The organism is Flintibacter muris, from assembly GCF_943192995.1.
Lineage (GTDB): Bacteria > Bacillota > Clostridia > Oscillospirales > Oscillospiraceae > Lawsonibacter > Lawsonibacter muris.
In genome coordinates, this window is the sequence record NZ_CALPCP010000004.1 from 51453 (window position 1) to 74385 (window position 22933).

44 protein-coding genes are annotated in these 22933 nt (G+C 38.6%); 33 read left to right on the plus strand and 11 right to left on the minus strand.

Going from position 1 to position 22933, the window contains the following annotated elements; genetic code table 11:
* Positions 1 to 9: 9 nt before the first annotated feature.
* The 11 genes from NFS22_RS05300 to NFS22_RS05350 all read right to left on the minus strand — a co-directional run bounded on the left by NFS22_RS05300 (position 10) and on the right by NFS22_RS05350 (position 8004).
* Positions 10 to 372, minus strand: a complete 363-nt coding sequence (locus NFS22_RS05300) for a hypothetical protein (protein WP_251316681.1) — start codon at positions 370 to 372, stop codon at positions 10 to 12.
* A 34-nt stretch (positions 373 to 406) separates the two neighbouring features.
* Positions 407 to 850 carry a macro domain-containing protein gene (locus NFS22_RS05305; RefSeq protein ID WP_251316682.1) on the minus strand — a complete coding sequence of 148 codons (444 nt, stop codon included), beginning with the start codon at positions 848 to 850 and terminating at the stop codon, positions 407 to 409.
* Positions 834 to 1325: a hypothetical protein gene (locus tag NFS22_RS05310; protein WP_251316683.1), complete on the minus strand. Its 492-nt coding sequence runs from the start codon at positions 1323 to 1325 to the stop codon at positions 834 to 836. Before NFS22_RS05310 ends, NFS22_RS05305 begins: the two co-directional genes overlap by 17 nt.
* Before the next feature lie 14 nt (positions 1326 to 1339).
* Positions 1340 to 1750: a hypothetical protein gene (locus NFS22_RS05315; protein WP_251316684.1), complete on the minus strand. Its 411-nt coding sequence runs from the start codon at positions 1748 to 1750 to the stop codon at positions 1340 to 1342.
* An 8-nt stretch (positions 1751 to 1758) separates the two neighbouring features.
* Positions 1759 to 2328: an HNH endonuclease gene (locus NFS22_RS05320; protein WP_251316685.1), complete on the minus strand. Its 570-nt coding sequence runs from the start codon at positions 2326 to 2328 to the stop codon at positions 1759 to 1761.
* Positions 2328 to 3473 carry a cysteine desulfurase family protein gene (locus tag NFS22_RS05325; RefSeq protein WP_251316686.1) on the minus strand — a complete coding sequence of 382 codons (1146 nt, stop codon included), beginning with the start codon at positions 3471 to 3473 and terminating at the stop codon, positions 2328 to 2330. The genes NFS22_RS05320 and NFS22_RS05325 overlap by 1 nt, the downstream gene beginning before the upstream one ends.
* Before the next feature lie 4 nt (positions 3474 to 3477).
* The gene (locus NFS22_RS05330) at positions 3478 to 3684 is read right to left on the minus strand and encodes a hypothetical protein (protein WP_251316687.1); all 207 of its coding nucleotides are present in this window, start codon (positions 3682 to 3684) and stop codon (positions 3478 to 3480) included.
* 59 nt (positions 3685 to 3743) lie between these two features.
* Complete coding sequence (locus NFS22_RS05335; protein ID WP_251316688.1) at positions 3744 to 5549, minus strand: ATP-dependent helicase; 1806 nt, start codon at positions 5547 to 5549, stop codon at positions 3744 to 3746.
* Positions 5539 to 5817 carry a hypothetical protein gene (locus tag NFS22_RS05340; protein WP_251316689.1) on the minus strand — a complete coding sequence of 93 codons (279 nt, stop codon included), beginning with the start codon at positions 5815 to 5817 and terminating at the stop codon, positions 5539 to 5541. Before NFS22_RS05340 ends, NFS22_RS05335 begins: the two co-directional genes overlap by 11 nt.
* Positions 5804 to 6880 (minus strand): hypothetical protein, encoded by a 1077-nt coding sequence (locus tag NFS22_RS05345; protein ID WP_251316690.1) that lies wholly within the window; start codon positions 6878 to 6880, stop codon positions 5804 to 5806. The genes NFS22_RS05340 and NFS22_RS05345 overlap by 14 nt, the downstream gene beginning before the upstream one ends.
* Before the next feature lie 359 nt (positions 6881 to 7239).
* Positions 7240 to 8004, minus strand: coding sequence for a tyrosine-type recombinase/integrase (locus NFS22_RS05350; RefSeq protein ID WP_251316691.1), 765 nt, complete (start codon positions 8002 to 8004; stop codon positions 7240 to 7242).
* Positions 8005 to 9348: 1344 nt separating this feature from the next.
* On the opposite strand from NFS22_RS05350, the gene NFS22_RS05355 reads away from it, so the two are divergent.
* From NFS22_RS05355 to NFS22_RS05505, 33 genes are all read left to right on the plus strand, one after another.
* On the plus strand, positions 9349 to 9678 hold the full coding sequence (locus NFS22_RS05355) for a hypothetical protein (RefSeq protein ID WP_251316692.1): 330 nt from the start codon (positions 9349 to 9351) through the stop codon (positions 9676 to 9678).
* Positions 9679 to 9956: 278 nt separating this feature from the next.
* Positions 9957 to 10343, plus strand: a complete 387-nt coding sequence (locus NFS22_RS05360; RefSeq protein ID WP_251316693.1) for a hypothetical protein — start codon at positions 9957 to 9959, stop codon at positions 10341 to 10343.
* Positions 10343 to 10573 (plus strand): hypothetical protein, encoded by a 231-nt coding sequence (locus NFS22_RS05365; RefSeq protein WP_251316694.1) that lies wholly within the window; start codon positions 10343 to 10345, stop codon positions 10571 to 10573. Before NFS22_RS05360 ends, NFS22_RS05365 begins: the two co-directional genes overlap by 1 nt.
* Before the next feature lie 61 nt (positions 10574 to 10634).
* On the plus strand, positions 10635 to 10967 hold the full coding sequence (locus NFS22_RS05370) for a hypothetical protein (protein WP_251316695.1): 333 nt from the start codon (positions 10635 to 10637) through the stop codon (positions 10965 to 10967).
* Positions 10968 to 11059: 92 nt separating this feature from the next.
* Complete coding sequence (locus NFS22_RS05375) at positions 11060 to 11452, plus strand: hypothetical protein (protein WP_251316696.1); 393 nt, start codon at positions 11060 to 11062, stop codon at positions 11450 to 11452.
* Between the two features lie 275 nt (positions 11453 to 11727).
* Positions 11728 to 11970, plus strand: coding sequence for a hypothetical protein (locus tag NFS22_RS05380; protein WP_251316697.1), 243 nt, complete (start codon positions 11728 to 11730; stop codon positions 11968 to 11970).
* The gene (locus tag NFS22_RS05385; RefSeq protein WP_251316698.1) at positions 11960 to 12196 is read left to right on the plus strand and encodes a hypothetical protein; all 237 of its coding nucleotides are present in this window, start codon (positions 11960 to 11962) and stop codon (positions 12194 to 12196) included. The genes NFS22_RS05380 and NFS22_RS05385 overlap by 11 nt, the downstream gene beginning before the upstream one ends.
* A 16-nt stretch (positions 12197 to 12212) precedes the next feature.
* Positions 12213 to 12464: a hypothetical protein gene (locus NFS22_RS05390; RefSeq protein WP_251316699.1), complete on the plus strand. Its 252-nt coding sequence runs from the start codon at positions 12213 to 12215 to the stop codon at positions 12462 to 12464.
* 25 nt (positions 12465 to 12489) lie between these two features.
* The gene (locus NFS22_RS05395) at positions 12490 to 12657 is read left to right on the plus strand and encodes a hypothetical protein (protein WP_251316700.1); all 168 of its coding nucleotides are present in this window, start codon (positions 12490 to 12492) and stop codon (positions 12655 to 12657) included.
* Positions 12644 to 12907, plus strand: a complete 264-nt coding sequence (locus tag NFS22_RS05400) for a hypothetical protein (protein ID WP_251316701.1) — start codon at positions 12644 to 12646, stop codon at positions 12905 to 12907. The genes NFS22_RS05395 and NFS22_RS05400 overlap by 14 nt, the downstream gene beginning before the upstream one ends.
* Complete coding sequence (locus NFS22_RS05405) at positions 12907 to 13614, plus strand: hypothetical protein (RefSeq protein WP_251316702.1); 708 nt, start codon at positions 12907 to 12909, stop codon at positions 13612 to 13614. The genes NFS22_RS05400 and NFS22_RS05405 overlap by 1 nt, the downstream gene beginning before the upstream one ends.
* Before the next feature lie 28 nt (positions 13615 to 13642).
* The gene (locus tag NFS22_RS05410) at positions 13643 to 13798 is read left to right on the plus strand and encodes a DUF7336 domain-containing protein (protein WP_251316703.1); all 156 of its coding nucleotides are present in this window, start codon (positions 13643 to 13645) and stop codon (positions 13796 to 13798) included.
* 27 nt (positions 13799 to 13825) lie between these two features.
* Complete coding sequence (locus NFS22_RS05415) at positions 13826 to 14107, plus strand: hypothetical protein (RefSeq protein ID WP_251316704.1); 282 nt, start codon at positions 13826 to 13828, stop codon at positions 14105 to 14107.
* Positions 14108 to 14518: 411 nt separating this feature from the next.
* Entirely contained in the window at positions 14519 to 14959 is a 441-nt protein-coding gene (locus NFS22_RS05420) for a MucR family transcriptional regulator (protein ID WP_251316705.1), read from the plus strand.
* Positions 14960 to 15009: 50 nt separating this feature from the next.
* The gene (locus tag NFS22_RS05425) at positions 15010 to 16140 is read left to right on the plus strand and encodes a DUF262 domain-containing protein (RefSeq protein ID WP_251316706.1); all 1131 of its coding nucleotides are present in this window, start codon (positions 15010 to 15012) and stop codon (positions 16138 to 16140) included.
* A gap of 53 nt (positions 16141 to 16193) precedes the next feature.
* The gene (locus tag NFS22_RS05430) at positions 16194 to 16541 is read left to right on the plus strand and encodes a hypothetical protein (RefSeq protein ID WP_251316707.1); all 348 of its coding nucleotides are present in this window, start codon (positions 16194 to 16196) and stop codon (positions 16539 to 16541) included.
* A gap of 12 nt (positions 16542 to 16553) precedes the next feature.
* The gene (locus NFS22_RS23685; protein WP_277614747.1) at positions 16554 to 16685 is read left to right on the plus strand and encodes a hypothetical protein; all 132 of its coding nucleotides are present in this window, start codon (positions 16554 to 16556) and stop codon (positions 16683 to 16685) included.
* 16 nt (positions 16686 to 16701) lie between these two features.
* Positions 16702 to 16893, plus strand: coding sequence for a hypothetical protein (locus NFS22_RS05435; protein WP_251316708.1), 192 nt, complete (start codon positions 16702 to 16704; stop codon positions 16891 to 16893).
* Positions 16894 to 16913: 20 nt separating this feature from the next.
* Complete coding sequence (locus tag NFS22_RS05440; protein WP_251316709.1) at positions 16914 to 17249, plus strand: hypothetical protein; 336 nt, start codon at positions 16914 to 16916, stop codon at positions 17247 to 17249.
* Between the two features lie 30 nt (positions 17250 to 17279).
* A complete protein-coding gene (locus NFS22_RS05445) occupies positions 17280 to 17678 on the plus strand; it encodes a hypothetical protein (RefSeq protein ID WP_251316710.1) in 399 nt (132 codons plus the stop codon).
* Between the two features lie 214 nt (positions 17679 to 17892).
* Positions 17893 to 18147, plus strand: a complete 255-nt coding sequence (locus NFS22_RS05450; protein WP_251316711.1) for a hypothetical protein — start codon at positions 17893 to 17895, stop codon at positions 18145 to 18147.
* 3 nt (positions 18148 to 18150) lie between these two features.
* On the plus strand, positions 18151 to 18306 hold the full coding sequence (locus NFS22_RS24030; protein WP_420908844.1) for a DUF7336 domain-containing protein: 156 nt from the start codon (positions 18151 to 18153) through the stop codon (positions 18304 to 18306).
* Between the two features lie 19 nt (positions 18307 to 18325).
* Positions 18326 to 18664 (plus strand): hypothetical protein, encoded by a 339-nt coding sequence (locus tag NFS22_RS05455; protein WP_251316712.1) that lies wholly within the window; start codon positions 18326 to 18328, stop codon positions 18662 to 18664.
* Positions 18664 to 18864, plus strand: coding sequence for a hypothetical protein (locus tag NFS22_RS05460; RefSeq protein WP_251316713.1), 201 nt, complete (start codon positions 18664 to 18666; stop codon positions 18862 to 18864). The genes NFS22_RS05455 and NFS22_RS05460 overlap by 1 nt, the downstream gene beginning before the upstream one ends.
* Positions 18865 to 18874: 10 nt before the next feature.
* Positions 18875 to 19066, plus strand: coding sequence for a hypothetical protein (locus NFS22_RS05465; RefSeq protein ID WP_251316714.1), 192 nt, complete (start codon positions 18875 to 18877; stop codon positions 19064 to 19066).
* Position 19067: 1 nt separating this feature from the next.
* Positions 19068 to 19211: a hypothetical protein gene (locus NFS22_RS05470; protein WP_251316715.1), complete on the plus strand. Its 144-nt coding sequence runs from the start codon at positions 19068 to 19070 to the stop codon at positions 19209 to 19211.
* 11 nt (positions 19212 to 19222) lie between these two features.
* Complete coding sequence (locus NFS22_RS05475) at positions 19223 to 19642, plus strand: hypothetical protein (protein ID WP_251316716.1); 420 nt, start codon at positions 19223 to 19225, stop codon at positions 19640 to 19642.
* 2 nt (positions 19643 to 19644) lie between these two features.
* Positions 19645 to 20355, plus strand: coding sequence for a metallophosphoesterase (locus tag NFS22_RS05480; protein WP_251316717.1), 711 nt, complete (start codon positions 19645 to 19647; stop codon positions 20353 to 20355).
* A 4-nt stretch (positions 20356 to 20359) separates the two neighbouring features.
* A complete protein-coding gene (locus NFS22_RS05485; RefSeq protein WP_251316718.1) occupies positions 20360 to 20749 on the plus strand; it encodes a hypothetical protein in 390 nt (129 codons plus the stop codon).
* 208 nt (positions 20750 to 20957) lie between these two features.
* Positions 20958 to 21350, plus strand: a complete 393-nt coding sequence (locus tag NFS22_RS05490; RefSeq protein ID WP_251316719.1) for a hypothetical protein — start codon at positions 20958 to 20960, stop codon at positions 21348 to 21350.
* Between the two features lie 12 nt (positions 21351 to 21362).
* Positions 21363 to 21929 (plus strand): adenylyltransferase/cytidyltransferase family protein, encoded by a 567-nt coding sequence (locus NFS22_RS05495; RefSeq protein WP_251316720.1) that lies wholly within the window; start codon positions 21363 to 21365, stop codon positions 21927 to 21929.
* Between the two features lie 122 nt (positions 21930 to 22051).
* On the plus strand, positions 22052 to 22738 hold the full coding sequence (locus NFS22_RS05500; RefSeq protein WP_251316721.1) for a ParB N-terminal domain-containing protein: 687 nt from the start codon (positions 22052 to 22054) through the stop codon (positions 22736 to 22738).
* Positions 22738 to 22929, plus strand: coding sequence for a hypothetical protein (locus tag NFS22_RS05505; RefSeq protein WP_251316722.1), 192 nt, complete (start codon positions 22738 to 22740; stop codon positions 22927 to 22929). Before NFS22_RS05500 ends, NFS22_RS05505 begins: the two co-directional genes overlap by 1 nt.
* Positions 22930 to 22933: the final 4 nt, after the last annotated feature.

Below are 22933 nucleotides of genomic sequence, written 5' to 3' on the forward strand. Positions count from 1 at the left end.
TCCCTCCGTTCAAAATGGATTTTTAAGACTATTTGCAAACTTAATATGATCTGGCGTATAGAACTCTGCTGTATCAGGAAGTTCATCACGAAATTCATCTGGAATCTTCCCTTGATACCATAAATTGTTTGTAGTCAATGTCGAACCATCCTTGAATCTGATCCAGAATCTACGACCAGAAAATCCACGAAAGGCTCCGGGGGCATTTTCCCCTCCATCACAATAACATTCTCCATGAATAACAATGTGTTTATCTTTTTCGGCAATGATTTCACGCCAAAAATTAATTGTAAAGCACTTATCACTACAAAGAACATCACCAAGATACTGACTTTTTTCAATTTCTCTACCGCAGATTTTACATTTCAGCAACTAAACCACCCCCATATAATTATAAATATTGCTATTATCGTTTATAAAGCACTACTGTATGCTTCTTAAAAATATCCTGAATAAGCTGGTGAACAATATTCCAGTCAGCACCGCCATGACCACATCCAATCTGATACGGCATAGCAATAGCCTCAGATGTGGGTACAATATCTGCCAAGCTGCTCATAGCCTTACTAAGCGCAGCAATGTCGGTATACTGTTTCCCATACCCAAACCGTTCTTGTCCAAACAGATTACAAATTACCTTACCATTATCCGCAGGAACAATCAGCATCCGCCCAAGAAGATTCTTCGCTCTATGATCTTCACAGTATTCATGATAACGGCGGTATACATCGGGATACTTGTTTTTAATCTGTAAAGCAACCCCACGTCCCATTGCTCCATAACAATTTACTTGATGAGCAATATAAGTTTCCTTGGCCTCCAGCAAATCACCATTAATCAGTTTTACCATTTTCAATTTCCTCCATAACTTTATAAAATTCGCTGCCTTTGATTTCAGTAAATACATCAGATGGCATTTCAATTTGATTAGCACTAAAAGAACAATACAAAATACCATTATGATCAAACAAACGACTTGAACTTCGTCCCATATATTTATTGAGCCATGCAGGAGAAGGTTTATGAACATTCTTCAAACCAACAGCACGTTTTACCCATTCCTTGTTAATAGCAGAATTTTTCAAAAAGAACCGAAGTCCTTCATCTGTCTCTTTTGAGCAAAGTTGTTTTGCAAACTTAATCTTATCATTTTCAGTTGGCACAATTCCAATTACCGTAGAATTTTGACAATACAAGTCTGCTTCAATTCCAAATTCTTTAAAGAAATCATCTACTATCTTTTTATTTGGTACAAGGCAATTCTTCCAAGCCCAATAATCATCATATAGTGATGATCCCTCGTTGACTGTATAAAATTTATCCAATAAAGATTCTCCTTTCAAACTTCGATTCCATCTGCAATAAGCATTTCTTTACATTCATTCAAAAGTTTAAACCAATCTGGTTTAATGTCTGACGGGTAATTATACAAAAACGAATATTTCTTACATAATGGATACCAATGATGAAAATATTTAGGATTTGGTTTGTGATCGGGATGCTTTTTGGCTAATTCAAGTTCAATTTTTCTATGTTGCTCGTATAAATCTTCATGCCATGCTTTAGCCCGTTCAATTTGCTCAACCATAACATATCTTTTGCTTAGAAAATCTTCACAAACCAATTCTCCATTTACCCATTCATACCCATTTCCAATAGTACAAAACAAATGATCTAAACATCGTTGCCTTGTTGGAAATAAGTCAGAATAAAAATCCATCATCCATTGCAATGTGTTTTCTGCTGTCATACAACCTCCTAAATATGCGTCCAAATCTGATTTTTAACAATTCTTGAAATAAGTCCAACACTTACTCTAAAATGGTCAGCTAATTGCTTACGATTACATTGTTGCCCTTTGCCTTTAGGAATGTAATGTTCACGAATATATCTAACATCTTCCTCGGTTAGTTTTGCCATTCCATTATTACTGCCACGATATTGACCATAATGTGAATCAGACGCAAACTTCCATGTATGAATCGGATTAATCAGTTCCATATCCATTGCGTGTTCGTAGTTATATTCTCGTGAACACCATTCAAGATTTGATAACTGGTTGTTCCTCTTATTTCCATCCCTATGATTTACAATTTCAAGATGATCTGGATTGGGAATAAATGTTTCTGCTACACATCTATGTACTCTAATATTCTTATTCTTTCCACAAACTGAGGTGCAAATTTGTAAATACTCATTTGTTCCAGCATGAAGCGCATATACTCGCTTAGTCTTGGCGTTCCGAATCCTACCCCATGTCGATACTTCAAAACGCCAAGAATAATCTATGCCATCATACCAAGCACCAGCCCATATTTCTTGTTCCATCACATCATCGCCTGAAGCTGCTGCACACTTTCAAAAATCGCATTAGCAGTTTTTATCATATCATCACTACAATTATTTGCTCCCATAGAAATTCTGATAGTACAGCTTGCATCCTGATCATCAAGATACAATGCCTTTAAAACATGAGATGGATCAAGAGAACCAGCAGTACAAGCAGACCCAGCAGACACACAAATGTCTTTCTCATTTAGCAATAGCAACATTGCTTCACTCTCACACTTTGGCAAAGTTAAACTAATAATATTTGGTACACCGCCAGAACAATTCACAACATAATTGACACCAAGCCGATCTAACTCACCCAAAAACAGCTTTCGCAAATGTTCATAATAGGCTCTATCTGCATCAATATTCTTTATAATTTTTTCCGCAGCCTCACCCATAGACACGATCCCCGGAACATTTTCTGTTCCTGCCCGAAGATGATTCTCTTGGCCTCCGCCTGTAATAACAGGCTCCAACTTAATACCACGCCTCACATACAATGCGCCAATTCCCTTCATTGCATGAATCTTATGACCAGACATTGCCATCAAATCAATATGGCTTGTATTTACATCCAAATGAATATGTCCCAATGCCTGAACTGCATCTGTCATAAAAAGTACACCATATTCCTGACAAAGATCGCCAATGTCATCAATAAGCTGAATAGAACCAATTTCATTATTAACTGCCATAATTGAAACAAGGCCAAGGGTATCCTTGAAAATTTTCATAACACGTTCCAATTCTTCAATATCTACTCGTCCATCCTCATCAACTGGCATATAAATAACTTTAAATCCATCCTTTTCAAGAACCTTACAAGTATTAAGAACTGCATGATGCTCAATCTGGCTTGTGATAATTGTTGTCTTGCCGTTCTCTTTCAAATAAGGTGCAATACCACGCAAAGCTAAATTATCACTTTCACTACCACCAGCAGTAAAAACTATTTCATCATCCATTGCGCCTATACATCTTGCGATTTGTTTTCTGGCCTTCGCAACCATCTGTGCTGCTTCAGTTCCCGCCTTATGCAAACTACTTGGATTTCCATAACAATCATGAATTGCCCAACAAGCAGCTTCAAAAGCATCTCTGGAAATTTTAGTAGTTGCAGCATTATCAAGATAGATCATTTAATCACTCCTTATTCCCATCGCTAAACTCTTGAATATATTTTTGATATGCCTGACCATATTCTTTGCGACCAGATTCAATATTTTTTTCAATTTCGGTATCCTCTAAGTCTAAAACACTTTGTCCTCTATCAAAAAAGTCGCAAGGTTCATCACTTTCACATTGGTCATGCCAAATACAATCTAAGCACGTATACTTTTCAGTTTCCATATTAACAAAACACTCCTATTCACATAATATTCCTCCTTTGTAATTATAAATGTTGTTATTTAGTTAAAAATAGCTGCTACAAATTCACTTTCCATAGCATCTTTGCCATTATAAGAATACGTAGAAGAAATATTTAAGATTTTTTCTGCTCTCGTAATTGCAACATACATAAGTCGCTTTTCCTCATCAATGTTTTCGCTTTTCTCATGAGGCAACAATCCTTGATTAACTCCAGCAACAAAAACAATCGGAAACTCAAGTCCCTTAGACTTATGAATCGTCATAAGCTGGACGGAATTAGGATCATGTTTTTTCTCCTTTGAAAATTTCATCATAAAGGAAATAAACCGCTTTGTATCATTGTAATTCGAGGCCATACGCTGAAGCGTATTCAAGTTATCAGTGCGGCTATCATCGTTGTCACACAAATCCTTTGAAACATAAGAATCCAGATTCAACGTTTCCCGCAGATCAGCAATCATATCTGCAACTGTTTTATACTTTGACTCACTAATTGACTTGATCGTTGCATGAATACTATTTACGCTATTTTTTACTTTCCAATTAGTTCTACTTACTCTGAACATGGCACAATAAAGAGACATTTTTTCTTTTCTGGCAGTACGTTTAACTTCCTGTAAAAATGATTGACCAAGATAACGATTAGGCCGATTATAAATATACTCAAATGCTTCATCGTCATTTATGTCACAAACTAACCGCAAATACGACAAAACAATCTTAATCTCACGGCGATCAATAAACGACATACCATCTACAATCGAATACGGAATTTCACTTCGATACAATGCCGTTTCAAAATTCTGCAACTGAGCATTTGTTCGGGTTAGAATTGCAATGTCTTTGTAATCATATCCTGCTTCAATATATGTCTGAATCTTTTTCGCAATCCCATTTGCTTCTGCACTTTCATCATCATACCTGGTATACTGTGGCTCTTCAAACTTTTTCTTATCTGCAATACTTTCTACATAATGTCGATGCTTCGATTCTGGAATACATTCAGCAAAATGATTTGCCGCTGCTACAATATCTTGACTACTCCGATAATTCTTGTTTAGGTGAATAATCTTTGCATTAGGCCAGTCCTCATCAAAGTTCATTACAAACTTGTTATCACTACCCCGCCACATAAAAATATTCTGAAGTGGATCATCAACAACAAAAACATTTTTATGCCTTGCGCCAATTAGTCTGATAATTTCATACTGAACAGCATTTGTGTCCTGCATCTCATCAGCCAAAATAAACTGATACTGCTCCTGACAATAACGAAGGCCATCCTCATTAGTGTTCAAAATCTCATAGCACTTTACCAGCATATCGTCAAAATCCAACTGATTATGTTCTGCCTTGTATTTCTCATAATACTTATAGACTTTTCCAAACTTTGTAGAAGTATCTGGCTTTTTCATCTGGTTCTTTTGAATTGAAATATAACTTAGAATATCTGCGATTTCTTGTCCATCAGGCTCTTTCTCTCTAAAATAATGTTGCAAAATTTCCTCAATAATTTTAACTTTTTTCCAATCTGCATCCAAAATCTCAAAATCTTCTCTGTTGAACTTCCGAACAATACGGAATCCAAAAGAATGAAAAGTTTCAACATTGATGAACTTTACATAACCCGGAATCATTTTTGCAAGCCGTTCTACCATATTCTCTTTTGCTTTCTTGCTAAAAGTAATCGCTAAAATATTTCCGGGATCAACGTCATAGTCCTCAATCAGTTTTACAATTCGAGTAACAAGCACACGGGTTTTTCCACTACCCGCAGAAGCAATTACATTACAGCACCCTTCATAAAAATTTACAGCTTCTTGCTGTACTTTACTAAGTTCCATTATCTTTTTCCTCCAAATTCATTGTTGCCCCACAATGAGGACAATACTTAGTTTTTCGCTCATTCCACATATCACAACAGCTTGATACAACACCACTGGCTACTGATACGCCAGACCGATATTGTTTAACCCATTGTCCGTAATGAACAGGTATAGCTTCTATTTCCTGCTGCCTATTAATTACCGATAGCGCATTGGCCTGAAACCCCGTACCACACATTGCATACATCATATCCTCATAAACAGCAGCACGATCAATCAGTTCCATCACGTTTCCCCCCTGTCCCATATTCTACTTCATATCCATATCGCTCTTTCATAGTATCTTGGTAATCTTTCTCCTGAACAGACGGTAACATTTTTATCACATCATCTGCTCCATATAGCAAAGTAATATCAGACAATCGCTTAAACTGTTCTATGTAGTTACTGCCCAATGCTTCATTCTTTTCCAGACGTTTTTCTGCATTGGTATCCATAATGGCTTTTAGCACTACGCCAATCTCTTGCCGCCGCTGATCAATAGTTTTTTCATTAAAACTGCGCAAAATATTTTTACACTGTTCTTCATCAACACGCCACAATTCAAAAGCACGACATACAAATAAAATCCCATGTTCTTTCATCATACGTGTCAACTCAGTATTGTAACGCAATGCTTTCTTCCCATACCACTTTTCACTATCAGATAAAATTTTAGCTTTGCGGCTGGCCTTTTCAACCAATTTTGAATACAACTTCATTTCATCATCTGTAGCTTTTCTGATCTCCGCTTGCTCAACAATGATATGTCCATTTTCAATCTCTGCCGTTGTAGGCATAACACCAATCATATGTGTCTCATTGTAAATCACACAATTCATTGCTGCCAGATACTTAATGCACCGCCGAATATAATCATCAATTCGATTGTCAGCCTTGTTGAAATACTCTGAAAGAATATTTGCATCAAAGTCCATATCAATAACTACTGAATCCTGATTATATTTCATCTTGGTATAATTGGAATTTACCATGCTTACTACTTGTGCTAAATCTATAGATGTAATTACTGCCTTACGATCCTTATACCCCTCACCAAAAAGGACTTCATACAGAATCAGTGGCGCAAGATATTGGTAAATGCCTTTGTGTATTTTGGAATCATACAATGACTTTGGATACTTGTACACCTCCAGCACTGTGTATTTTTTGGTCGTTACGTCATACTCATAATCACAGTACCTTGCCAACGTGTCCAAGAACATACTTTGATATTTGCCGCTGGCAAACTTTTCTTTTCGGTGATAGGATCGCCGCTGCGCCTCAGAACAAACCTTATCTACAAGCACACTTTCATTGTAAGTCCCACGCTTTAGTCGAACTTCACGTTTCTCGATTTTTTACACTCCTTTCAAAATTGCCGAAGTTGCTATCCACCCGAAAATCCTTGAAACCGTTGCGGCACAATGGATTCAGCGATTTTTGCTATGCACTTTTTAGCCATAATTAAATATATATAATATTATGGCCTTTTGGTGCATACAGGAATCCCGCAGAAGCAAGCCAAATTGGGACTGTTCCAAGACTTTTTTCTGGAGGGCAACTATCAAACACAGTTGTATTATTTCATGAACTTGCCGTAGGCAAGTGAATGACAGCGAAGGCAACGCCGTAGGTGTTGGCAAGCTGAAATCCTACCTCCCGCCGATTAAAGCCCGTGACTCTCAATAAAAGCATCCATTTCAGACTGATCCCGCTTTATATAATGATAGGTAGTTCTAATATTACTATGTTGTAAAAACTGCGATACCATTACTTCATCCTGTGTATCTGTACTTGTAGAGATCATGTGATAAGGATTAGTTTTACGCAGCGAGTGTGTCCCCATGTGCATATCAATGTTCAGTGCTTTAGCTGCTCTCTGGAGCATACGCCGCATTCCATCCACTGACATAGGCTCTGTCGGTTTCTTCCCATTCGGGAATAGCCAATCAGACATTTTGTACTGACCAAGAGTATTGAAATATAAAGTCAGTGCATCTCTGGCCTTAGTATTCAACAACACAATAGACTTCTTCCCGGTCTTTTGCTCATGGTCGAATGTCACGTGTGTTTTAAAAGACCCATCTGGATTCAGAATGTCATATACATGGAGTGCTAATATATCCCCCGCCCGTCTGCACATATTCAAAGAAAACACAAAATAGGCGTAGTCCCGGATGTTATTATTCATCCAGCCTTTACGATTTAAGAAGTAATTCTTCAGCCGCTCAATATCATCCAGCGAACGAATAGGATCAGTAGGATTGTGATTACAATGGTCACGTTCTACATAGTCCTGATCCATGATAGGAGCAGCTACCTTTTGTGTGGCTGCTGTTTTTTCTTGCATCAGTCGCCCAAGCATCTGTTCCAGTTCAGGAGAAAAGGTAATTGTCATTTCACCAGCATTGATAGCTTTTTTGTTGTTCATCGCAAAGCCCTCCAAAATAATTATAAATACTGTTATTTGCTCAAAAATGAAAACCAGCCTATTTTGGGGTGAATCTCTATTATTAGTATAACCGATTTTGGCTTAAATGTCAACTTCAAATTGCTGTTTTGCGAATTGAATTTGTGCATATATTTTGTGGTTATCGAATTAGTCGGGACACAAATTCCCCATTTTAGGAAGTTTCATCGACACAACTTTAGATCAGAAAGTGAAATTATGGTGGCCTGTTCAAATTCGTAACTGGATACTTTTATCCCGTTTTAGGAATCTTCTACGATGACAATTCCGATAGCAAATTGCGGTTTGGATGTTGAGTAGGTGTACTTTACCTTTTTGGCAAAAATGAAAAGCGTTCAAAATGTAAACCATGCCCCACGGAGGGCGGACGGGATCGGCGGGAGTGTTTCGGCGTGGTTTGTTCCCATTTTGGCGGGTTTGTTCGGCATACACCAAAAACCGAACAAACACCAGACAGCAGCCAGACGGAGCAGGACGGCGGGAGGATTGACCCGGAGGCCAGCAGCACACAGGCAAGACGCAGCGTGTCCAGCTTGTGCGGCTTTATCCCCTGTTGCCTGAATCAATCGTTTTTTAGGGCGGTTTTCGTTTCGGTTTCGTCCTCCCCATATCCCACACACCAGATCACACCATCCACCACACCAAACCGCCCACCAACTCAAACAACTATCAGCCCATTTCCACACCAACGATCCCGCCCACAAACTACACCACCAGAACGACAGCGGCCCAAACCTACAAATAACTATCAGACACGAACCGTCACAAATCGCCTTGTAAAGCCCTACAGGCCACGCCAACACAAAGCAATATAGAGATACTACCGCCGCCACAAAACGCCGTTAGCGGCCTTTAAAAACCGTATATAAGCAATCGCACACTATACCGCCTTTTGCCGGTACTGGTACAAATACCATAATAACAATATTTATAATTTTGCACAAAATCATCCGTTGTTTTTTGTGCAGTTTTGAAGCAAAGAATCCGTTGACAAATTAGAAATGTTGTTATATACTCTAACCATACCAAACAACGAAACACAAGCCCGCTACAGTCTGAAGGAGGCACACGCAAGGCGGGAAGCATGGTCAGGGCGTGAACCTTGAAAATTAAATAGGCTGTTGATCCCCTGTTATATAGGCTTAAAAATGTGGTTGACGTGTCCCACGGCTGGCCTTCCTTAATATAAGGAAGTTTACCACTCTGGCGGTTGAAATACCGTCAATGGCATAGTGAGGAATTGGGGGGATTTAATGAGGCCACAAACAATATTTCTAAATTCATGCTAACGTATGGAGGTTAAAAATGTATCTTGAATTATCACTTGACGGCAAAACCAATATTGAACTTGCTAAAAAGTTTCAAAATGGTTTTTGCTATCGTGGTATTTATGACCACGGTAAACGCATTGCACAACTTGAAGTTGTGCTTGACTATGGCGAAAAGGGTTATACCATTATTAGTGAAAAAGCCGGATTAATTGACGTTATCGGCGTTGAATTGAAGAATTTTGATAAAGTTCTTCATCAACTGAAGCGTTTAGGCTTTTCCGGGTTTGTTGGTGTATCACACGATCAAGAATGTTGTGAAGCTGAATGGTACGATCCTAATTTCTTTATTTTCGTGAAAATCTGATTTTGTCCGCTAACGTGGACACACTTTCCAGCATTTACCGGGCTATTGGAGCATAGCAGATCAAGAAGGCAGTTATAGCAATCTGCGATAATTAAAAGCTAAACCGTTTTTAATCCGTCCATTGGATAGAAGCCATAAAACAACTATTGATTTAGTGTTTTTACATGGTAGAGGATTAAAAAAACAACTGGTTTTCTGGCGGGTTTTCCAGTACAAAAAGCCCGATCCCATATACCTATAAACCACTAAACCACAATAAAAATTATAGAGGTGAAAAAATGAAAGTTACACTTGAAAAGGAATACAAGCGATATATCACGCTTGAAGAAGCTCCCCTTGTGCGCCGTTTTCTTGCCGACATGAAAGAGGACGAATTTCCTATTGTGGACGCTGCGAAAATGGCCGTTGAAGTTGCGTGTGGCTGGGGAAATACGTGTACCAAAATCTATGAGGCAAAAGCTACTTTTGCCAAAAATCAGCGGGTTTATAATTGGTATAGTGAAGAATCCCGTGATTTTGACGTGTGGATTAACATTGTAGCGGAGGCCACAAACGGATTTTATATCATTGGAGTATATTTAACCGACATTCACAGCATTACAGGCGATAATAAAGAAGAAGTAAAATCTCATATGTACATACGTAAATTTACGGAGGTAAAATAATGAAAACTCAAAATATTGACGTTCACGGCGTTTATAGCCTAACAAATTGTGCTTGTATTGAAATTCATATTAAAGAAGGCTATGATCCTCGTATTATGTGGAGAGTTTCCATTGTAGATCATCCATTGCAAAAATGGCATGAAGCCAGAATTAACGAAACAGCAGCAGGAAGGGCATATTTTAGAGCGGGGAATATGCGGATTTATTTAGATCAGGTAATGAGAACCTAACAAATAACAATATTTATAATTTGCGCTGTCCTATCGGCAAAACGGGGAGAAGGAGAAAGTCATGAAATACAAGACAACAAAAAAGGCAATCCGGGAAATGGGCGATCCGGTTTATTGCGTGGGATATTGTAACCTCCAAAACCTTTTGCGGTTTGTTGATCCGTTCGCCTATAGTGCAAGGGCCGAAGGTTGGGCTTGCGATTATTACAGCGTGGGAAACGTGATTATTTCCACGGGTTATTCCCCCATTGGGCGTAAAACAAATTATAACTTGTGCCGTGAGTACGACAGAAAAGCCCTTGCGATTATTGAAGATTATACCTTGAGCGTGGACGATATGCAAAACGGCGTTGCCGCATTGCTGGAGGAATTTGTGGGAAAGTTGACGGCGTAAAATAAGCGGTTTTCTAAAGGGTTTTCCGCAACAAAAAGCCCTATTCCATGAAGCTATAAACCACAAACGGAAAAATAACGGAGGTTTTTACTATGACAAATCAAAAATTGACTTTTGACACGCTTGACAGTTATTTCCTTAATACTGGAAATATGCGGCTTAATATCGGCTATTTCCGGGATAGTGTGCGGGATCAGTTGGACATTGTGCAACGACACACAAACGGCGGCAACGGGAAAAGTATGTTACTTGTAAATCTGGAAAATTCCCGCCGTTCGATCCGTTCTCTGGTATGGGCTGCTTTTGTGGAAATGACAAACGGCTATATTGAAAATGAAACGGGAAACAAGAAATACACTTGCACAAGTGACCAACTGAAAAAGTACCTTGCAAAATACGGTTACACATTGGAAGAAGCCCTTCAGCCTGTTATTGATGAAGTTACAAGCTGGCGGGAGGACGTAAAAGCGGGAAAAACGGTTTAAGCGGAGACTTCCTGTTACCATTGCCCGGAAAAGAATTTTTACAAAAACGTTGCTATTATTGATTTATGGAGGGCGGAAAAATGCGGACTATTGATATTAAAAAGGCTTTTATTGAGACTTGCTATAATGGGGATCGTGGGGCATATCTGAAGGCCAGAAAAGCGGACTATTGCAAGGTACAATTTGAGTGGAGTTGTTTTATTGACTCCCTATGTAAAAGCGGAGAAATTACACAACGGCAATATGATAGGGTTACATTTTAAGGAGAACGGAAAATGATTAAAGTTATATATAAGGTTTGCAATGTTGAGTTTGAAGCACTGGCTGGAAATATTTCCGAAGCATACAAGTATATTCAGGCTATCATTAAAACCAATGAATTAAACTTTCCACGTCAAGAGGAAACATTGTCTTATTATATGTGCTTATTGACAAAAATACAAAGCGGAAAAACGGTAAAATACGAAAACCATGTTTTCAAGATTGAAAAAGTTACGGAGGAAAAACATGATTTATAACAATACCATTTCTGATATTGACAGTTGTATTTATGAGCCGTGGAGAATATGCGGTGAATATGAGGACGGTTTTACCGTTACAGTGGGCGGTAATGATGAAGAGGATTGTATGCAACAGTTGATTGACCTACAGGAAAAACATGGCGATTTAACATGGTATTCAAGTTATACGGATCAAGACTATGCAGCAGGAGAATATATAGGCAGAGAAAACTTTATTGATTAAATTGGAGGCTGTAAAAATGGCAAAGTTTGAAATTAGACAGATTGACGCATGGACCGAGGCTGAAGGCGGTTGGACGTGGAATGATTCAATTAAAATTGGCGAATTTAAGACAAACGCAACAGACGAAAAGCGGGCTTTTCTATATGCCCTTCATAAATTAGGGATTGTGTGCAAGCGTGGAAGAATGGCGGTTATTAATGACGGTAATATTTTTGAATTACAAGACAGACGCACAAAAGAGCCGCTATATGCTGCTATTCCATGTTAAGCGGAAAAGTAAAAGGAGGTTACATATGTTTCAGAAAATATTTAATGATATTCTATCTAATCTGGAATATGAAAATATTTCTTATGAGGTAGTTACAGAATGTGGAAAATCTGTCATTAAAATCAAGTGTGAAAATGGCAAAATTGGAAAAATCATTTTTGACGATATGGAGGAAAATCATGATTGTTTATAGTGTAATTGGTTTTCCTATTTGTGGAGGTTGGGCAACATTTCATAGAGAATATAAAAGGCGCAAAAATGCGGAAAAACAACAAAAGAAATTAGCAGTTAGCGGAAATTTCAAAAGCGTTATGTTACGACAAGAGGAAGTTTTAATTGATAAAGAGAATACTTATATATCTATTGATAGTCCTCTTTATTTATTGGAGCGTGACGCAAGCGGAAAAATCACAAAAAAAGATTATGGACGGAGGGCAACGTAATGAAAATATACGCAAGGCAGATTGAGCCGCAATTTCAGGATAGCAGGATTTTTGACGATGACGGAAACGGCGTGGAGTATATCAACGTATGGGGGAATAAAGACTATCAGAGCCGCACAAGCAGCGTATTTGACAGGGTAAAAGAATGCCTTGACGCTGGAGAACTGGCAGAGGATATTGAAGCAATTACAGAAAAAAGCGGCTATTCGATTTATAGTACAGTCACAGAGGCCATTAATAACCAGTTGTGGCGAGACGATGGAAAAGCCTATGGCACACAGCAGATCGGAATGCTGAAGCAACTTGTTTTGAAGTATAGCGATTGCCATAACAGTGAAGAGGATCAGATTTTGGTTGACGTTCTTTCCATTGTGACAGGAGAAGAATGGGACTATAGGCAAATTCACGGCTGCTGTCAAAGTGAGTGGAATACCGTTTATTATCCCGTTAAATATTGGACAAAAGAAAGCCTTGAAGCCTTTGAAACAATGTATTTCAATACTGGTTCGGAATGGATTATACATGAGGGGGATACAGAGCCGACAAGCCCTGAGGAAATTGACGGTTGCTCTTGTTATTGTGTTTCGTGGAATGATGAAGGTATTAAAAAGGAACTGGCAGAAGTGGCGGGAGCGGAAAACCTGGAGGACATTGTACTTTATAAGTATGCTGGATCGAAAAGCGTACCTATTTATAATGTAGCTTGACCATAGCGGAAAAATCAAGGAGGAAAATATGCAAATATATATTGTTTGCGGTGGTTGTGTTGACGATTATCACATTATTGCCGTATACAGATCATTGAAGAAAGCGGAAAAACGTGTTGAACTGGAAAACAAAGAATGTAAAGGACTGAACGCATATATTGAAATATACGAAATTTCAAAATAAGCCGCATATCGGAGAAGGGAAACTAAAATGGAAAAAGGATTTAATGCGGAAAAATTTATGGCTTATCTGGAGAAGGAATTTAACGGCATGGAAAATTATATGTTGCGTCAGCTTGTGGAAAATTTGATTAACTATGGACACAAGCACAAACAAGTTAGCAAGGATCAGTTTGTACAATGGCTGTCTGATATGATCCCGGAAATTTCCTTCGGTGAAGTTGCTGCTTTTATGGATGATAACAGCTTAACGGAGAATGGCAAAGCGGAAAAGCAACAGGCATTACAGACAATGAAATGGCCTGTATATTAAGGAGGTAAAAAAGTGGAATACACAGATAAAGAATGGGAGGAATGGGAGGAATGGGAGCGCAAAGCGGAAAAGCGTGAAAAGATTGTACGCACTATTTCAGGATGGCAACAGTAATATTCTTTTTCCTGATTTTAGGTAAGGCTGGAGCGTCAGATTGCGGTGCTCCATTGGAAGAGATTTTTCCGTCAACGTTCATCTATTGCGGATTGATGATTGCATCTTTCAATGTATGGGAGGCTTCTGGAGGAAACAGAATAACAGAATAGTTAATAGGTGGTGAATAATGAAATACATAATTTGTGGTGTTCCCTGTATTGAGGTTTGTATGGAAAGCGATCATAAAAAGTCATTCTTCTATGCTGGTAGATATTTTGTAAAGTTATCGGACTACTATGCGGAGGATTACTAAATATGAATTGCCCACAATGCGGAAAACCTATTAATAGGCATTACAGAGGGTTATGTCAAAGCTGTTATAAATATTTCAAAGGTGGTGGAAAAATACACGATATTCCAGCGGCGGGAACTATCGCTTATGACGATCAGGGCAAAGTGATATGTCATATTTGCGGAAAATCGTTTGTGCGGTTAGGAAGTCATGTAAAAGAAAATCATGATTTAACCATAGCAGAATACAAAGAAAAATTTGGATTATGTCACAGCGCAAGAACAACGGAAAAAACATATTCAGAGACAATGCGGCAACATGCAAAAAACAATGGTATGAATCAGCAACTTTTAGAAAGCGGAAAAGCTACACAGATTCAAAAAGGAGAAACGGACAAGCGTAAAGGTAAAAAGGCAAGACTTCAAGAACTTCTTGATAAGCGCAAGCGGAAATTTAAGAAATAATCCATAGTGGAAAAGCTATCAAAAATCAATTAATTAAAAGGAGAATTATCATGAATAAACTTAATGTACAGTGGACGGCAAAGACTCTTGTTAATCAGATGAAGCGTGGAAACGTCAATTTTGACAATGCAGTGCAGCGTGGTCTTGTGTGGGACGTGGAAAAGAAGTCTCTCCTTATTCACAGTATGGTTTACGGTTATGCGATCCCCGCTATGTATTTCACACGTGACGAGAACAAGATTTATGACAGTCTTGACGGCAAGCAGCGGAGCAATGCAATTTGTGAATTTCTCAATGACGAGTTTGCACTTTCCACAAATACACCTCCTGTTTTTGACGATGACGGAAATATGGAGGACATTAGCGGAATGACGTTTAGCCAGTTGCCCGAATGGGTACAGGATCGGATCAATGAGTATTCCCTTACGATTTACTACTATGAGGATATGACGGAGCAGGAGATCAGGGAGTTCTTTAGGCGGTTGAACAATGGAAAGCCTCTGACGGCTGTTGAGTTGACCAGAGTAAACACGCCTTGTTTGGTAGTGTTCCAGCAGCTTGCAGCGCATGACGCTATCCAGAATGTTGTTACGGCTGCTGGCAAGCGGCGGTTTACTGATGAGAACATCGCAATGCAGCTTTATCATATGGCAACCGTGGAAAGCCCGGACTTCTCTACAAAGTCTTTCCGTGAGTGGGCAAAATCTGTACAGACGGATGATGATACTATCGGAAAAATCCAGTCTGGCCTTGATGCTTATAAGGCTTTTCTTGAAATGCTTGATCCTGTTGAGGACAAGAAAATCCTTCGGACGATTAAGACACGGACGCACTTTGTTAGCTGTGCTTACTATTGCTATCTGGCAGTACAGGAAGAGACTACACAGGACGAGATCAACCAGACGTTGCGGACGTTCTTTAGCGGCAATCCTTCCACCTCTGAAGATTATAACAAGACTGTCGGTAGCGGCAGCGCAAAGCCCGGAGCAGTTCAGACACGGCAGCGGATCATGCAGGAGTTGGCTGGTGTAGAGGTACAGAAAGATACCGATGTAACGGAAGAAAAGATTGAGGACGCACAAGATCAGCAGGATCAGGAGCCGTTGCAGGAGTCCGAAGTGGAAAATCATGGTGAAGCTGGTGAGCAGCTTACCATTGAGGACGGAGAAAAGCAGGAATAAGTCATAGCGGAAAAGCTGTCCTATCTGGCTATACGGGGAGAAAGGAAAACAAAATGACATGGGATGAAATGAAAACAAAATATCCTGAATACCGTGATGAAATGAGCAAAGAACGGGAACAGGAATTTGTTCAAGATTGTTTTGAATGTTATGAGGCTGAAGGATTTGCAAAAAGATTTTGGTCAATGGGTGACGATTATAAAGAATATATTGGAAAATCCTTTGAAGTTATCAGACGTGTACCAGAGTATGACAATGAACATAAAGATGGTGCAGACTTAGAGTGTTTGCCAATGTGGAAAATTCGCTTTAGTGATGGTAAAGAAATTGACGCATATCCTGATGAAATAATTGAACGTGAGATGCTGGATAATGGTTGCCCGGAGAGCATTATAAAATAGGAGGAAATTGAAATGGCAAAGATTTATGCAGAGTGGAAAGAGAACGGAGTTTTTGATAACGGGTTTTTCAATAGTTGGGATGAATACCATGCAGCATTTTTCAATCCTGATATTGATTTGTTGTGTGTACGTGTCATTCATTAATTAGGATGGTGGAAAAATGAGAGTCAAAACAGTGTATGTTAAAGATAAGCAGCGATTGAAATTAAGTGATTTTCCGAATTTCAGTGTAACAGGCAGCATTACAGGAATGAAAAAGATTTATGGTAAAGACGCATTGCTTGTTCGTTACGGTAGTTGGATTTATAACGTAACCAGTAGGCCAGACATTTACTATGGCGAAGCCCATTAATAAAAAAGGAGTTTGGAAAAATGTCAATGAATTTTGAAGATATGGTTCGTTGCAATCATTGTATGAAAGTATTCCACCAGAATGAAATTATTTATGATGAAGGAAAAGACAAAGAGTTGTGTCCTTATTGTGGAAAAGATGGTGGATTGATGGATATAGATGAAATTAAACTGGCAATCAATCATGAAAAGCTGGCAGCGTGTGGATTTTCTTTTGATAGCTGGAGCGATATGTACTTGTATATTAAGTCTCTTGTGGAATGGCTGGAGTCTCACAATAAGAATTATACAAAAGAGCAGTACCACAAGATCGACAGCTTGAAAGAAATGCTTGACTGTATTAATTATGGAGTATAGGCAGCAATGCCAGAAAGGACGGAAAGTATAATGAAAGATTTTTATGGGCTGGAAAAATTGATTGAAGATAATGGAGGTATTGAAAACTTTCGTTGTTTTACTCAAATGGGCAAGATTGAAATGGTTACGCCGTTTGGATTTTGCATGGTATCTGGCGATAAGGAAACATGGACAGAATGTAAGATTGATGAAAGTCATTATAAGGTTTCCGATGGTTATAAAATCACTTTGCGTTCCATTGATCCAATGTTTACATACGATCATTATTATCAAAGCGATTTTATAAGCCTCATGAAAAGTGGATGGATTATTATAAAAACAAGCGACAAGCAAACCATACAGCATATTAAATGGTTGGAACATCTTTGTGGAAAAGCCTATGTGGTTCATGAGGCCGATATTGTAACCGAAGGGGAAGTGGAAAAATGACCAGCATTGTATATCAGGATCGGTCAAGTGGATCAATGTACCTTTACAAACCAAAATATCCAGCACAGCGGAGTATGTTTGAGCAGAAGCGTACAGAACGCATTATAGCAGCACTGGAGGAATTACGGCACGTTGCAAATATTAATATCTTTCTGTTAAAGAAAAACCATTTGCGGAAAATTGCAGAACATAAAATGTAATGGAGGTTTAGAAAATGAAATTGTATATTGTTCTTGATAGTTGGAATACCCATTTTGGCAACGGCACGAACATTGAGGTCTTTACCGACAAGGATAAGGCACAGGCATATATAAAGGATCAGTTGGATCAGGCGATTAAGGATTGGAATTTTAATAAAGATATAGAGACTGACGAGCATTACTTTTGTATTTTGGATGATGCAGCTACTATTCTTGATGATTGTGACGTGGAAAATTGGGTTGTATTTGAAAAAGAAATTGAGGTGTAAGAAATGCAAGTATACATTGTTTGTGGCGGTTGTGTTGACGATTATCATATTATCGCCGTGTATAGATTAGCAAAGAAAGCGGAAAAACGTGTGGAGCAGGAGAATGAAAAATGCAAAGGACTTTGCGCACACATTGAGGTATATGAAACTGAAAAGTAAATCTCAAAGGAGAAGCTATATGGAGCGGAAAAAGCGGTATCAGGTAAGACACAGTAAAAATGAGCGGATTGGAACGCTGACCAGACTTTTGAATAGTGAAGGTAATGAAATCAGAACTGGCGATTACATTAAGCTAAAAGGAATAAATTATGATGGTATTGTTCTTTGGTGCAGAGAAGCAAAGTGTTTTGGAATTTTCTTTGGCCTATGGTACTTAGACAGAAATCCTTATAATGCAGATTGTTACGGGAAATTTATTGCAATCAACAGCGATCAGGGTATGAGAATGGATTTGATACCGATAGATCAAAGTGAAGCCGTATATGACAATATTAATATTGAAAGGTGGAAAAATTAATGAAAAATATTGCTATGTTACCAGTACGTTGTATTTCAATTCGTGAATCAAATCCAACGCAAATTACAGTTGGACATGGATATGTGGTTGATCGTTTATCAATTTGGATGGATGCAGATGGAGATGCTTATGGTGTTGTCTACGATTGTAAAGGAAATCGTCTTGGAAATATGCTATTGAAACATTTTAGCTGCTTATGAGGTGATTCAAATGGAAAAGACAATCTTTGGTGGTAGACCAAACAATCCAGCAGCTTATTGTAAACTTCACTGTGGATCATTGACGGTAAAGGAAATGAAGCGTAAGGGCTGTCTTGGAAAACAATGTTGGCATTTACAAAAGAATGAGCAGCATGAGTATTGGCGGCAAAGAGAATTGGCAAAGGCAAGAAAGGAAAAATAACATGAATAACGAAATCTATTATGTGTTGGTTGACGATCATATTGTTACCCGGCAGGAAGTGGAAATGGCGTTTTATGTGACGCATGGGCTGCAAGTAGAATTGCTGGGTGGTACGATGGAGGTACGAATGATCCTGATGGTGTAGATCAGGCCGCTTTGAAACAAGCAGAACTGTACGTATCACGTTTTGATCGTGCGCTGTTTGATGCTCGTGCTTTTAATGTGCCGAAAGAGGAAGTTATGAACTGCTTGATTTGGCGGCAGCAGGACGCTACTCGTAATAGTATCCAGTCTGCGGGTCAGGCTCAGTTCTCACACAAGCAACTTATGGGGAAGTCTTGCAACGAAATTCAGGATATGCTTTTTACTCAAAAGGGTATTAACTGGAATGATTATCCAACTTCCTGCAAGCGTGGAACGTGTTGTATTAAGAAGCCTGTAACTTTTGATGCCAGAGATAAGTCCGGGAAAGTCACAGGTGTTTGCTGTCGTGATAAATGGGTAATTGATACTGAAATTCCTATTTTCAATCGGGAGCCTAATTATATCAATTCCCGTATATTTGTTGGTGATTAAGTATGATTTATTGTACTGGTGACATTCATGGTGATGTGCGAACGCTGTTGAACTGGCTTGATAAATGTCGTATTCCACATCAAAAAGATCAGATAATTGTCTTGCTTGGTGATGTAGGAGTGAACTACTTCGGTAACTTACGTGACCAAGAGGCGAAAGTTATTTTGCAAGACAGTAATCGGACATATTTCTGTATTCACGGTAATCATGAGCGTAGGCCAGCAACTATCGGAACATATCATATTGAAGTATGGAATGGTGGAGCAGTTTATATTGAGGATGAATATTCCAATATTATTTTCGCACAGGATGGCGAAGTGTTCAACCTTGAGGGATTGCAGACACTTGTACTTGGTGGAGCCTATAGCATTGATAAATGGTATCGTATATTGCATGGATGGCGTTGGTTTGAGGACGAGCAGATACCAGAGCAACGGCGGGTAGCTATTTTGAATAAGGTAAAGCAGCTTGACAAAGTTGATCTGGTTCTGTCTCATACTTGTCCGTTTCAATGGCAACCAACTGATTTGTTCTTGTCTGACATAGATCAAAATACTGTTGACAATTCTATGGAACGTTGGCTTACAGAAGTTGAAAAGAACTTGAATTATCGTTATTGGCTGTTTGGACATTTTCATGATGATCGGTCAATTAATGATAAAGCGCAGATGCTTTTCAAGAATGTAATTGATTTAGAATTTTTGAAGGAGTAATTTAATGAACAATGTTTTTATTAAAGGGAAAATTCCAGATTTGAATTTGGATCGTAAGCTGAATTTGCATAATGGCTCTTTGGTTATTGTTAAGCGCAAGGAAAACATTATTGGTATTTTTATGGTTGTGTCGTTCCGTGATAATAAGAATAAATATAGTGGCAGTAACACTACATCATATTGCTCTCTTGTCAATTTGGATAATGGTTCTCTTGCTTTTGAAGAAAGATGCAGCAGAAGCACAACTGTTCGTAGAGTGCTTAATCATATTCTGCGTCTTGGATTTTCAATGCCTTATAATCCAGATTCAAAAGAGAATGATGGTCAGATGAAAGATTATGACATTGATTATTATGGCAATGGGGCATATAAAATTGAAATTGATTTGGGGTGATTTAATGAAATTCATATTAGGATTCTTTTTTCTTGCGTATGTATTTATGTTTTTCTATCCTAAATTCACTGTTTCAATCAATGGAGTTCCTACCAATAGCTTCACAATGAGAATTTTAGGTGCATTGGCTGTAGCGGTTTTATTGACAGTGTTTATAGGCTTGCCGCTTTTGGGTGTGATTTCTATATTTACTTAATGGGGTGATTTTATGGGATTTGTTTTTACTGATGATGGTAAGGAAATCATTATTGGCGATCCTGAAAAGAATATCCAGCAAAGTGTAGAATCTATTAAGCAATCAGTAAATTATCTTGTTCGAGACAATAAGGCTCTGCGCTCACAGATTAAGGAATATAACAAGGATGCTGAAATTCAGGCCAAGGACACGGAACTGAAATCTGTGCGAGATCATGCACTCTGTATTATGTCAGATAAGGAAAGCAAAGCCAGACGTGCATTTATGGAGCGGCATTATAAGTCTTGTGGCAATGCGGGAACATATATTTATGAACTGTCTGGCACTGGTATTGGCACAGTTATTAAGATAAAATGTCCTGTTTGTGGAGTAGAGGAAAATATTACAGATATAGATAGCTGGTAAAGGAGTGATTAGATGAATAAACCGTATGATTCTGGTTTAATTGTTGGACGCTTTCAAACATTTCACAAAGGTCATCAACGGCTTGTAGAAACCGGGCTTACCTTGTGTGATAGGTTGCTTATTCTGGTTGGCTCCGCACAGGAATGTGGGACTGTCAGAAATCCGCTTAATATTCAAACACGTATTGATATGATTCGTACTGTGTATGACACAGATAGGATTATGATTTATGGTCTAAGCGACATGACAGATGAGAATGATATTCGCCCTGAGTGGGGACGGTATCTGCTTGGCAATGTAGACCGCTACTTGTATAAGGCTCCAGAACTTATGATTTATGGCAACGATGAATCAAGAAGTCGTTGGTTTGATGTAGAGGACATAAAAGATACATCTGAATTTATTGTAAATCGTGGTAGCTTACCCATTAGTGCTACTATGCTGCGTACTATGATGGTTCAGGATAATCGTAAGGACTGGATGCAATGGGTTGATCCCCGGCTACACAAAATGTATGATCGTATTCGTACAGAATTGATGACAGTTTCGTATTATCAGGACAAGGCTAAAATTTTTTGAAACAAAATTTAAAAATCCCTTGACAATAACAATATTTCTAATTATAATAAGTAGTGTCAGGTGAACGAACAGACAATACTAATCGCTAAATAACAATATTTATAATCAAAGGAGATCGTGGTATGAACATCGAAACTAAAGCAAATGTTGGTGACATTGTTTACTACCTGAAGCGGATCAGTCGTGTAAACTGTTCTGTATGTGCTGGTACTGGCAAGATTCATCTTGGAACAGCAATTATGCCAAATGCTGAGTCACCAGATGCGTTTGCAGCATCTTTAAGTGAACAGTTTATGCAGAATCTTACTGAAATGATAATAGGAAATGTCCGTGAGTATGATTGTCCTGAGTGTGGCGGTAAGGGTACTGTAAAGGCTACTGGTCAGTCCCGATATGAAGTTGGTAAGGGTACTGTGGTTTCTATTGAGGCCACTATGAATCAGGGGCATGAAAAGGTTATCTATCGTGTTACAGATTCTACCAGTGCTACCAACAGAACGCTTACGGATGAAAAGCTGTATCTGGATCAGGAGGCCGCTGAAAAGCAATGTAGATTCATGAATCTGGAGCGGCGTGTGGTTCCTCTGGAATGTGTGCAGATTCCTCCCCGCTTCGCTAAGACAATCCCTTGCAACGAAAAGTTAGTGAATCGTCTGAATGAGTGGCGTAGTCATCGAAAGTTTGAAACTGAGATTTATGTGGATGAGAACTTGAATCTGTTTGATGGGTATACCTCTTATCTGGTGTATCGTATGCTTGGCATTTTTGATATTCCTGTTGTGATCTGGCCTGAAGATGCGAGGAAGTAATGGATATTGCAATCGGCAGTACATATCAAGATAGACAGATGAATCGAATTCATGTTGTTGATATTGCAGAAAATTTCAATAACAAATCTGGCGAAAACTCAAAAGTAGTTTTATACAGAAAGAATAAAGATAAAAAGATTCTACAGTCTTTTCACGATGTACTTATATCAACATTGAAAGAAAGGAAATGATTTG

Excerpts from the sequence above, each read along its gene's own strand:
- NFS22_RS05305 (WP_251316682.1), bottom strand. The coding sequence starts at position 850 with ATGGTAAAACTGATTAATGGTGATTTGCTGGAGGCCAAGGAAACTTAT.
- NFS22_RS05315 (WP_251316684.1), bottom strand. The coding sequence starts at position 1,750 with ATGACAGCAGAAAACACATTGCAATGGATGATGGATTTTTATTCTGAC.
- NFS22_RS05320 (WP_251316685.1), bottom strand. The coding sequence starts at position 2,328 with ATGGAACAAGAAATATGGGCTGGTGCTTGGTATGATGGCATAGATTAT.
- NFS22_RS05325 (WP_251316686.1), bottom strand. The coding sequence starts at position 3,473 with ATGATCTATCTTGATAATGCTGCAACTACTAAAATTTCCAGAGATGCT.
- NFS22_RS05330 (WP_251316687.1), bottom strand. The coding sequence starts at position 3,684 with ATGGAAACTGAAAAGTATACGTGCTTAGATTGTATTTGGCATGACCAA.
- NFS22_RS05335 (WP_251316688.1), bottom strand. The coding sequence starts at position 5,549 with ATGGAACTTAGTAAAGTACAGCAAGAAGCTGTAAATTTTTATGAAGGG.
- NFS22_RS05340 (WP_251316689.1), bottom strand. The coding sequence starts at position 5,817 with ATGGAACTGATTGATCGTGCTGCTGTTTATGAGGATATGATGTATGCA.
- NFS22_RS05350 (WP_251316691.1), bottom strand. The coding sequence starts at position 8,004 with ATGAACAACAAAAAAGCTATCAATGCTGGTGAAATGACAATTACCTTT.
- NFS22_RS05355 (WP_251316692.1), top strand. The coding sequence starts at position 9,349 with ATGTATCTTGAATTATCACTTGACGGCAAAACCAATATTGAACTTGCT.
- NFS22_RS05360 (WP_251316693.1), top strand. The coding sequence starts at position 9,957 with ATGAAAGTTACACTTGAAAAGGAATACAAGCGATATATCACGCTTGAA.
- NFS22_RS05365 (WP_251316694.1), top strand. The coding sequence starts at position 10,343 with ATGAAAACTCAAAATATTGACGTTCACGGCGTTTATAGCCTAACAAAT.
- NFS22_RS05370 (WP_251316695.1), top strand. The coding sequence starts at position 10,635 with ATGAAATACAAGACAACAAAAAAGGCAATCCGGGAAATGGGCGATCCG.
- NFS22_RS05375 (WP_251316696.1), top strand. The coding sequence starts at position 11,060 with ATGACAAATCAAAAATTGACTTTTGACACGCTTGACAGTTATTTCCTT.
- NFS22_RS05380 (WP_251316697.1), top strand. The coding sequence starts at position 11,728 with ATGATTAAAGTTATATATAAGGTTTGCAATGTTGAGTTTGAAGCACTG.
- NFS22_RS05385 (WP_251316698.1), top strand. The coding sequence starts at position 11,960 with ATGATTTATAACAATACCATTTCTGATATTGACAGTTGTATTTATGAG.
- NFS22_RS05390 (WP_251316699.1), top strand. The coding sequence starts at position 12,213 with ATGGCAAAGTTTGAAATTAGACAGATTGACGCATGGACCGAGGCTGAA.
- NFS22_RS05395 (WP_251316700.1), top strand. The coding sequence starts at position 12,490 with ATGTTTCAGAAAATATTTAATGATATTCTATCTAATCTGGAATATGAA.
- NFS22_RS05400 (WP_251316701.1), top strand. The coding sequence starts at position 12,644 with ATGATTGTTTATAGTGTAATTGGTTTTCCTATTTGTGGAGGTTGGGCA.
- NFS22_RS05405 (WP_251316702.1), top strand. The coding sequence starts at position 12,907 with ATGAAAATATACGCAAGGCAGATTGAGCCGCAATTTCAGGATAGCAGG.
- NFS22_RS05410 (WP_251316703.1), top strand. The coding sequence starts at position 13,643 with ATGCAAATATATATTGTTTGCGGTGGTTGTGTTGACGATTATCACATT.
- NFS22_RS05415 (WP_251316704.1), top strand. The coding sequence starts at position 13,826 with ATGGAAAAAGGATTTAATGCGGAAAAATTTATGGCTTATCTGGAGAAG.
- NFS22_RS05420 (WP_251316705.1), top strand. The coding sequence starts at position 14,519 with ATGAATTGCCCACAATGCGGAAAACCTATTAATAGGCATTACAGAGGG.
- NFS22_RS05425 (WP_251316706.1), top strand. The coding sequence starts at position 15,010 with ATGAATAAACTTAATGTACAGTGGACGGCAAAGACTCTTGTTAATCAG.
- NFS22_RS05430 (WP_251316707.1), top strand. The coding sequence starts at position 16,194 with ATGACATGGGATGAAATGAAAACAAAATATCCTGAATACCGTGATGAA.
- NFS22_RS23685 (WP_277614747.1), top strand. The coding sequence starts at position 16,554 with ATGGCAAAGATTTATGCAGAGTGGAAAGAGAACGGAGTTTTTGATAAC.
- NFS22_RS05435 (WP_251316708.1), top strand. The coding sequence starts at position 16,702 with ATGAGAGTCAAAACAGTGTATGTTAAAGATAAGCAGCGATTGAAATTA.
- NFS22_RS05440 (WP_251316709.1), top strand. The coding sequence starts at position 16,914 with ATGTCAATGAATTTTGAAGATATGGTTCGTTGCAATCATTGTATGAAA.
- NFS22_RS05445 (WP_251316710.1), top strand. The coding sequence starts at position 17,280 with ATGAAAGATTTTTATGGGCTGGAAAAATTGATTGAAGATAATGGAGGT.
- NFS22_RS05450 (WP_251316711.1), top strand. The coding sequence starts at position 17,893 with ATGAAATTGTATATTGTTCTTGATAGTTGGAATACCCATTTTGGCAAC.
- NFS22_RS24030 (WP_420908844.1), top strand. The coding sequence starts at position 18,151 with ATGCAAGTATACATTGTTTGTGGCGGTTGTGTTGACGATTATCATATT.
- NFS22_RS05455 (WP_251316712.1), top strand. The coding sequence starts at position 18,326 with ATGGAGCGGAAAAAGCGGTATCAGGTAAGACACAGTAAAAATGAGCGG.
- NFS22_RS05460 (WP_251316713.1), top strand. The coding sequence starts at position 18,664 with ATGAAAAATATTGCTATGTTACCAGTACGTTGTATTTCAATTCGTGAA.
- NFS22_RS05465 (WP_251316714.1), top strand. The coding sequence starts at position 18,875 with ATGGAAAAGACAATCTTTGGTGGTAGACCAAACAATCCAGCAGCTTAT.
- NFS22_RS05470 (WP_251316715.1), top strand. The coding sequence starts at position 19,068 with ATGAATAACGAAATCTATTATGTGTTGGTTGACGATCATATTGTTACC.
- NFS22_RS05480 (WP_251316717.1), top strand. The coding sequence starts at position 19,645 with ATGATTTATTGTACTGGTGACATTCATGGTGATGTGCGAACGCTGTTG.
- NFS22_RS05485 (WP_251316718.1), top strand. The coding sequence starts at position 20,360 with ATGAACAATGTTTTTATTAAAGGGAAAATTCCAGATTTGAATTTGGAT.
- NFS22_RS05490 (WP_251316719.1), top strand. The coding sequence starts at position 20,958 with ATGGGATTTGTTTTTACTGATGATGGTAAGGAAATCATTATTGGCGAT.
- NFS22_RS05495 (WP_251316720.1), top strand. The coding sequence starts at position 21,363 with ATGAATAAACCGTATGATTCTGGTTTAATTGTTGGACGCTTTCAAACA.
- NFS22_RS05500 (WP_251316721.1), top strand. The coding sequence starts at position 22,052 with ATGAACATCGAAACTAAAGCAAATGTTGGTGACATTGTTTACTACCTG.
- NFS22_RS05505 (WP_251316722.1), top strand. The coding sequence starts at position 22,738 with ATGGATATTGCAATCGGCAGTACATATCAAGATAGACAGATGAATCGA.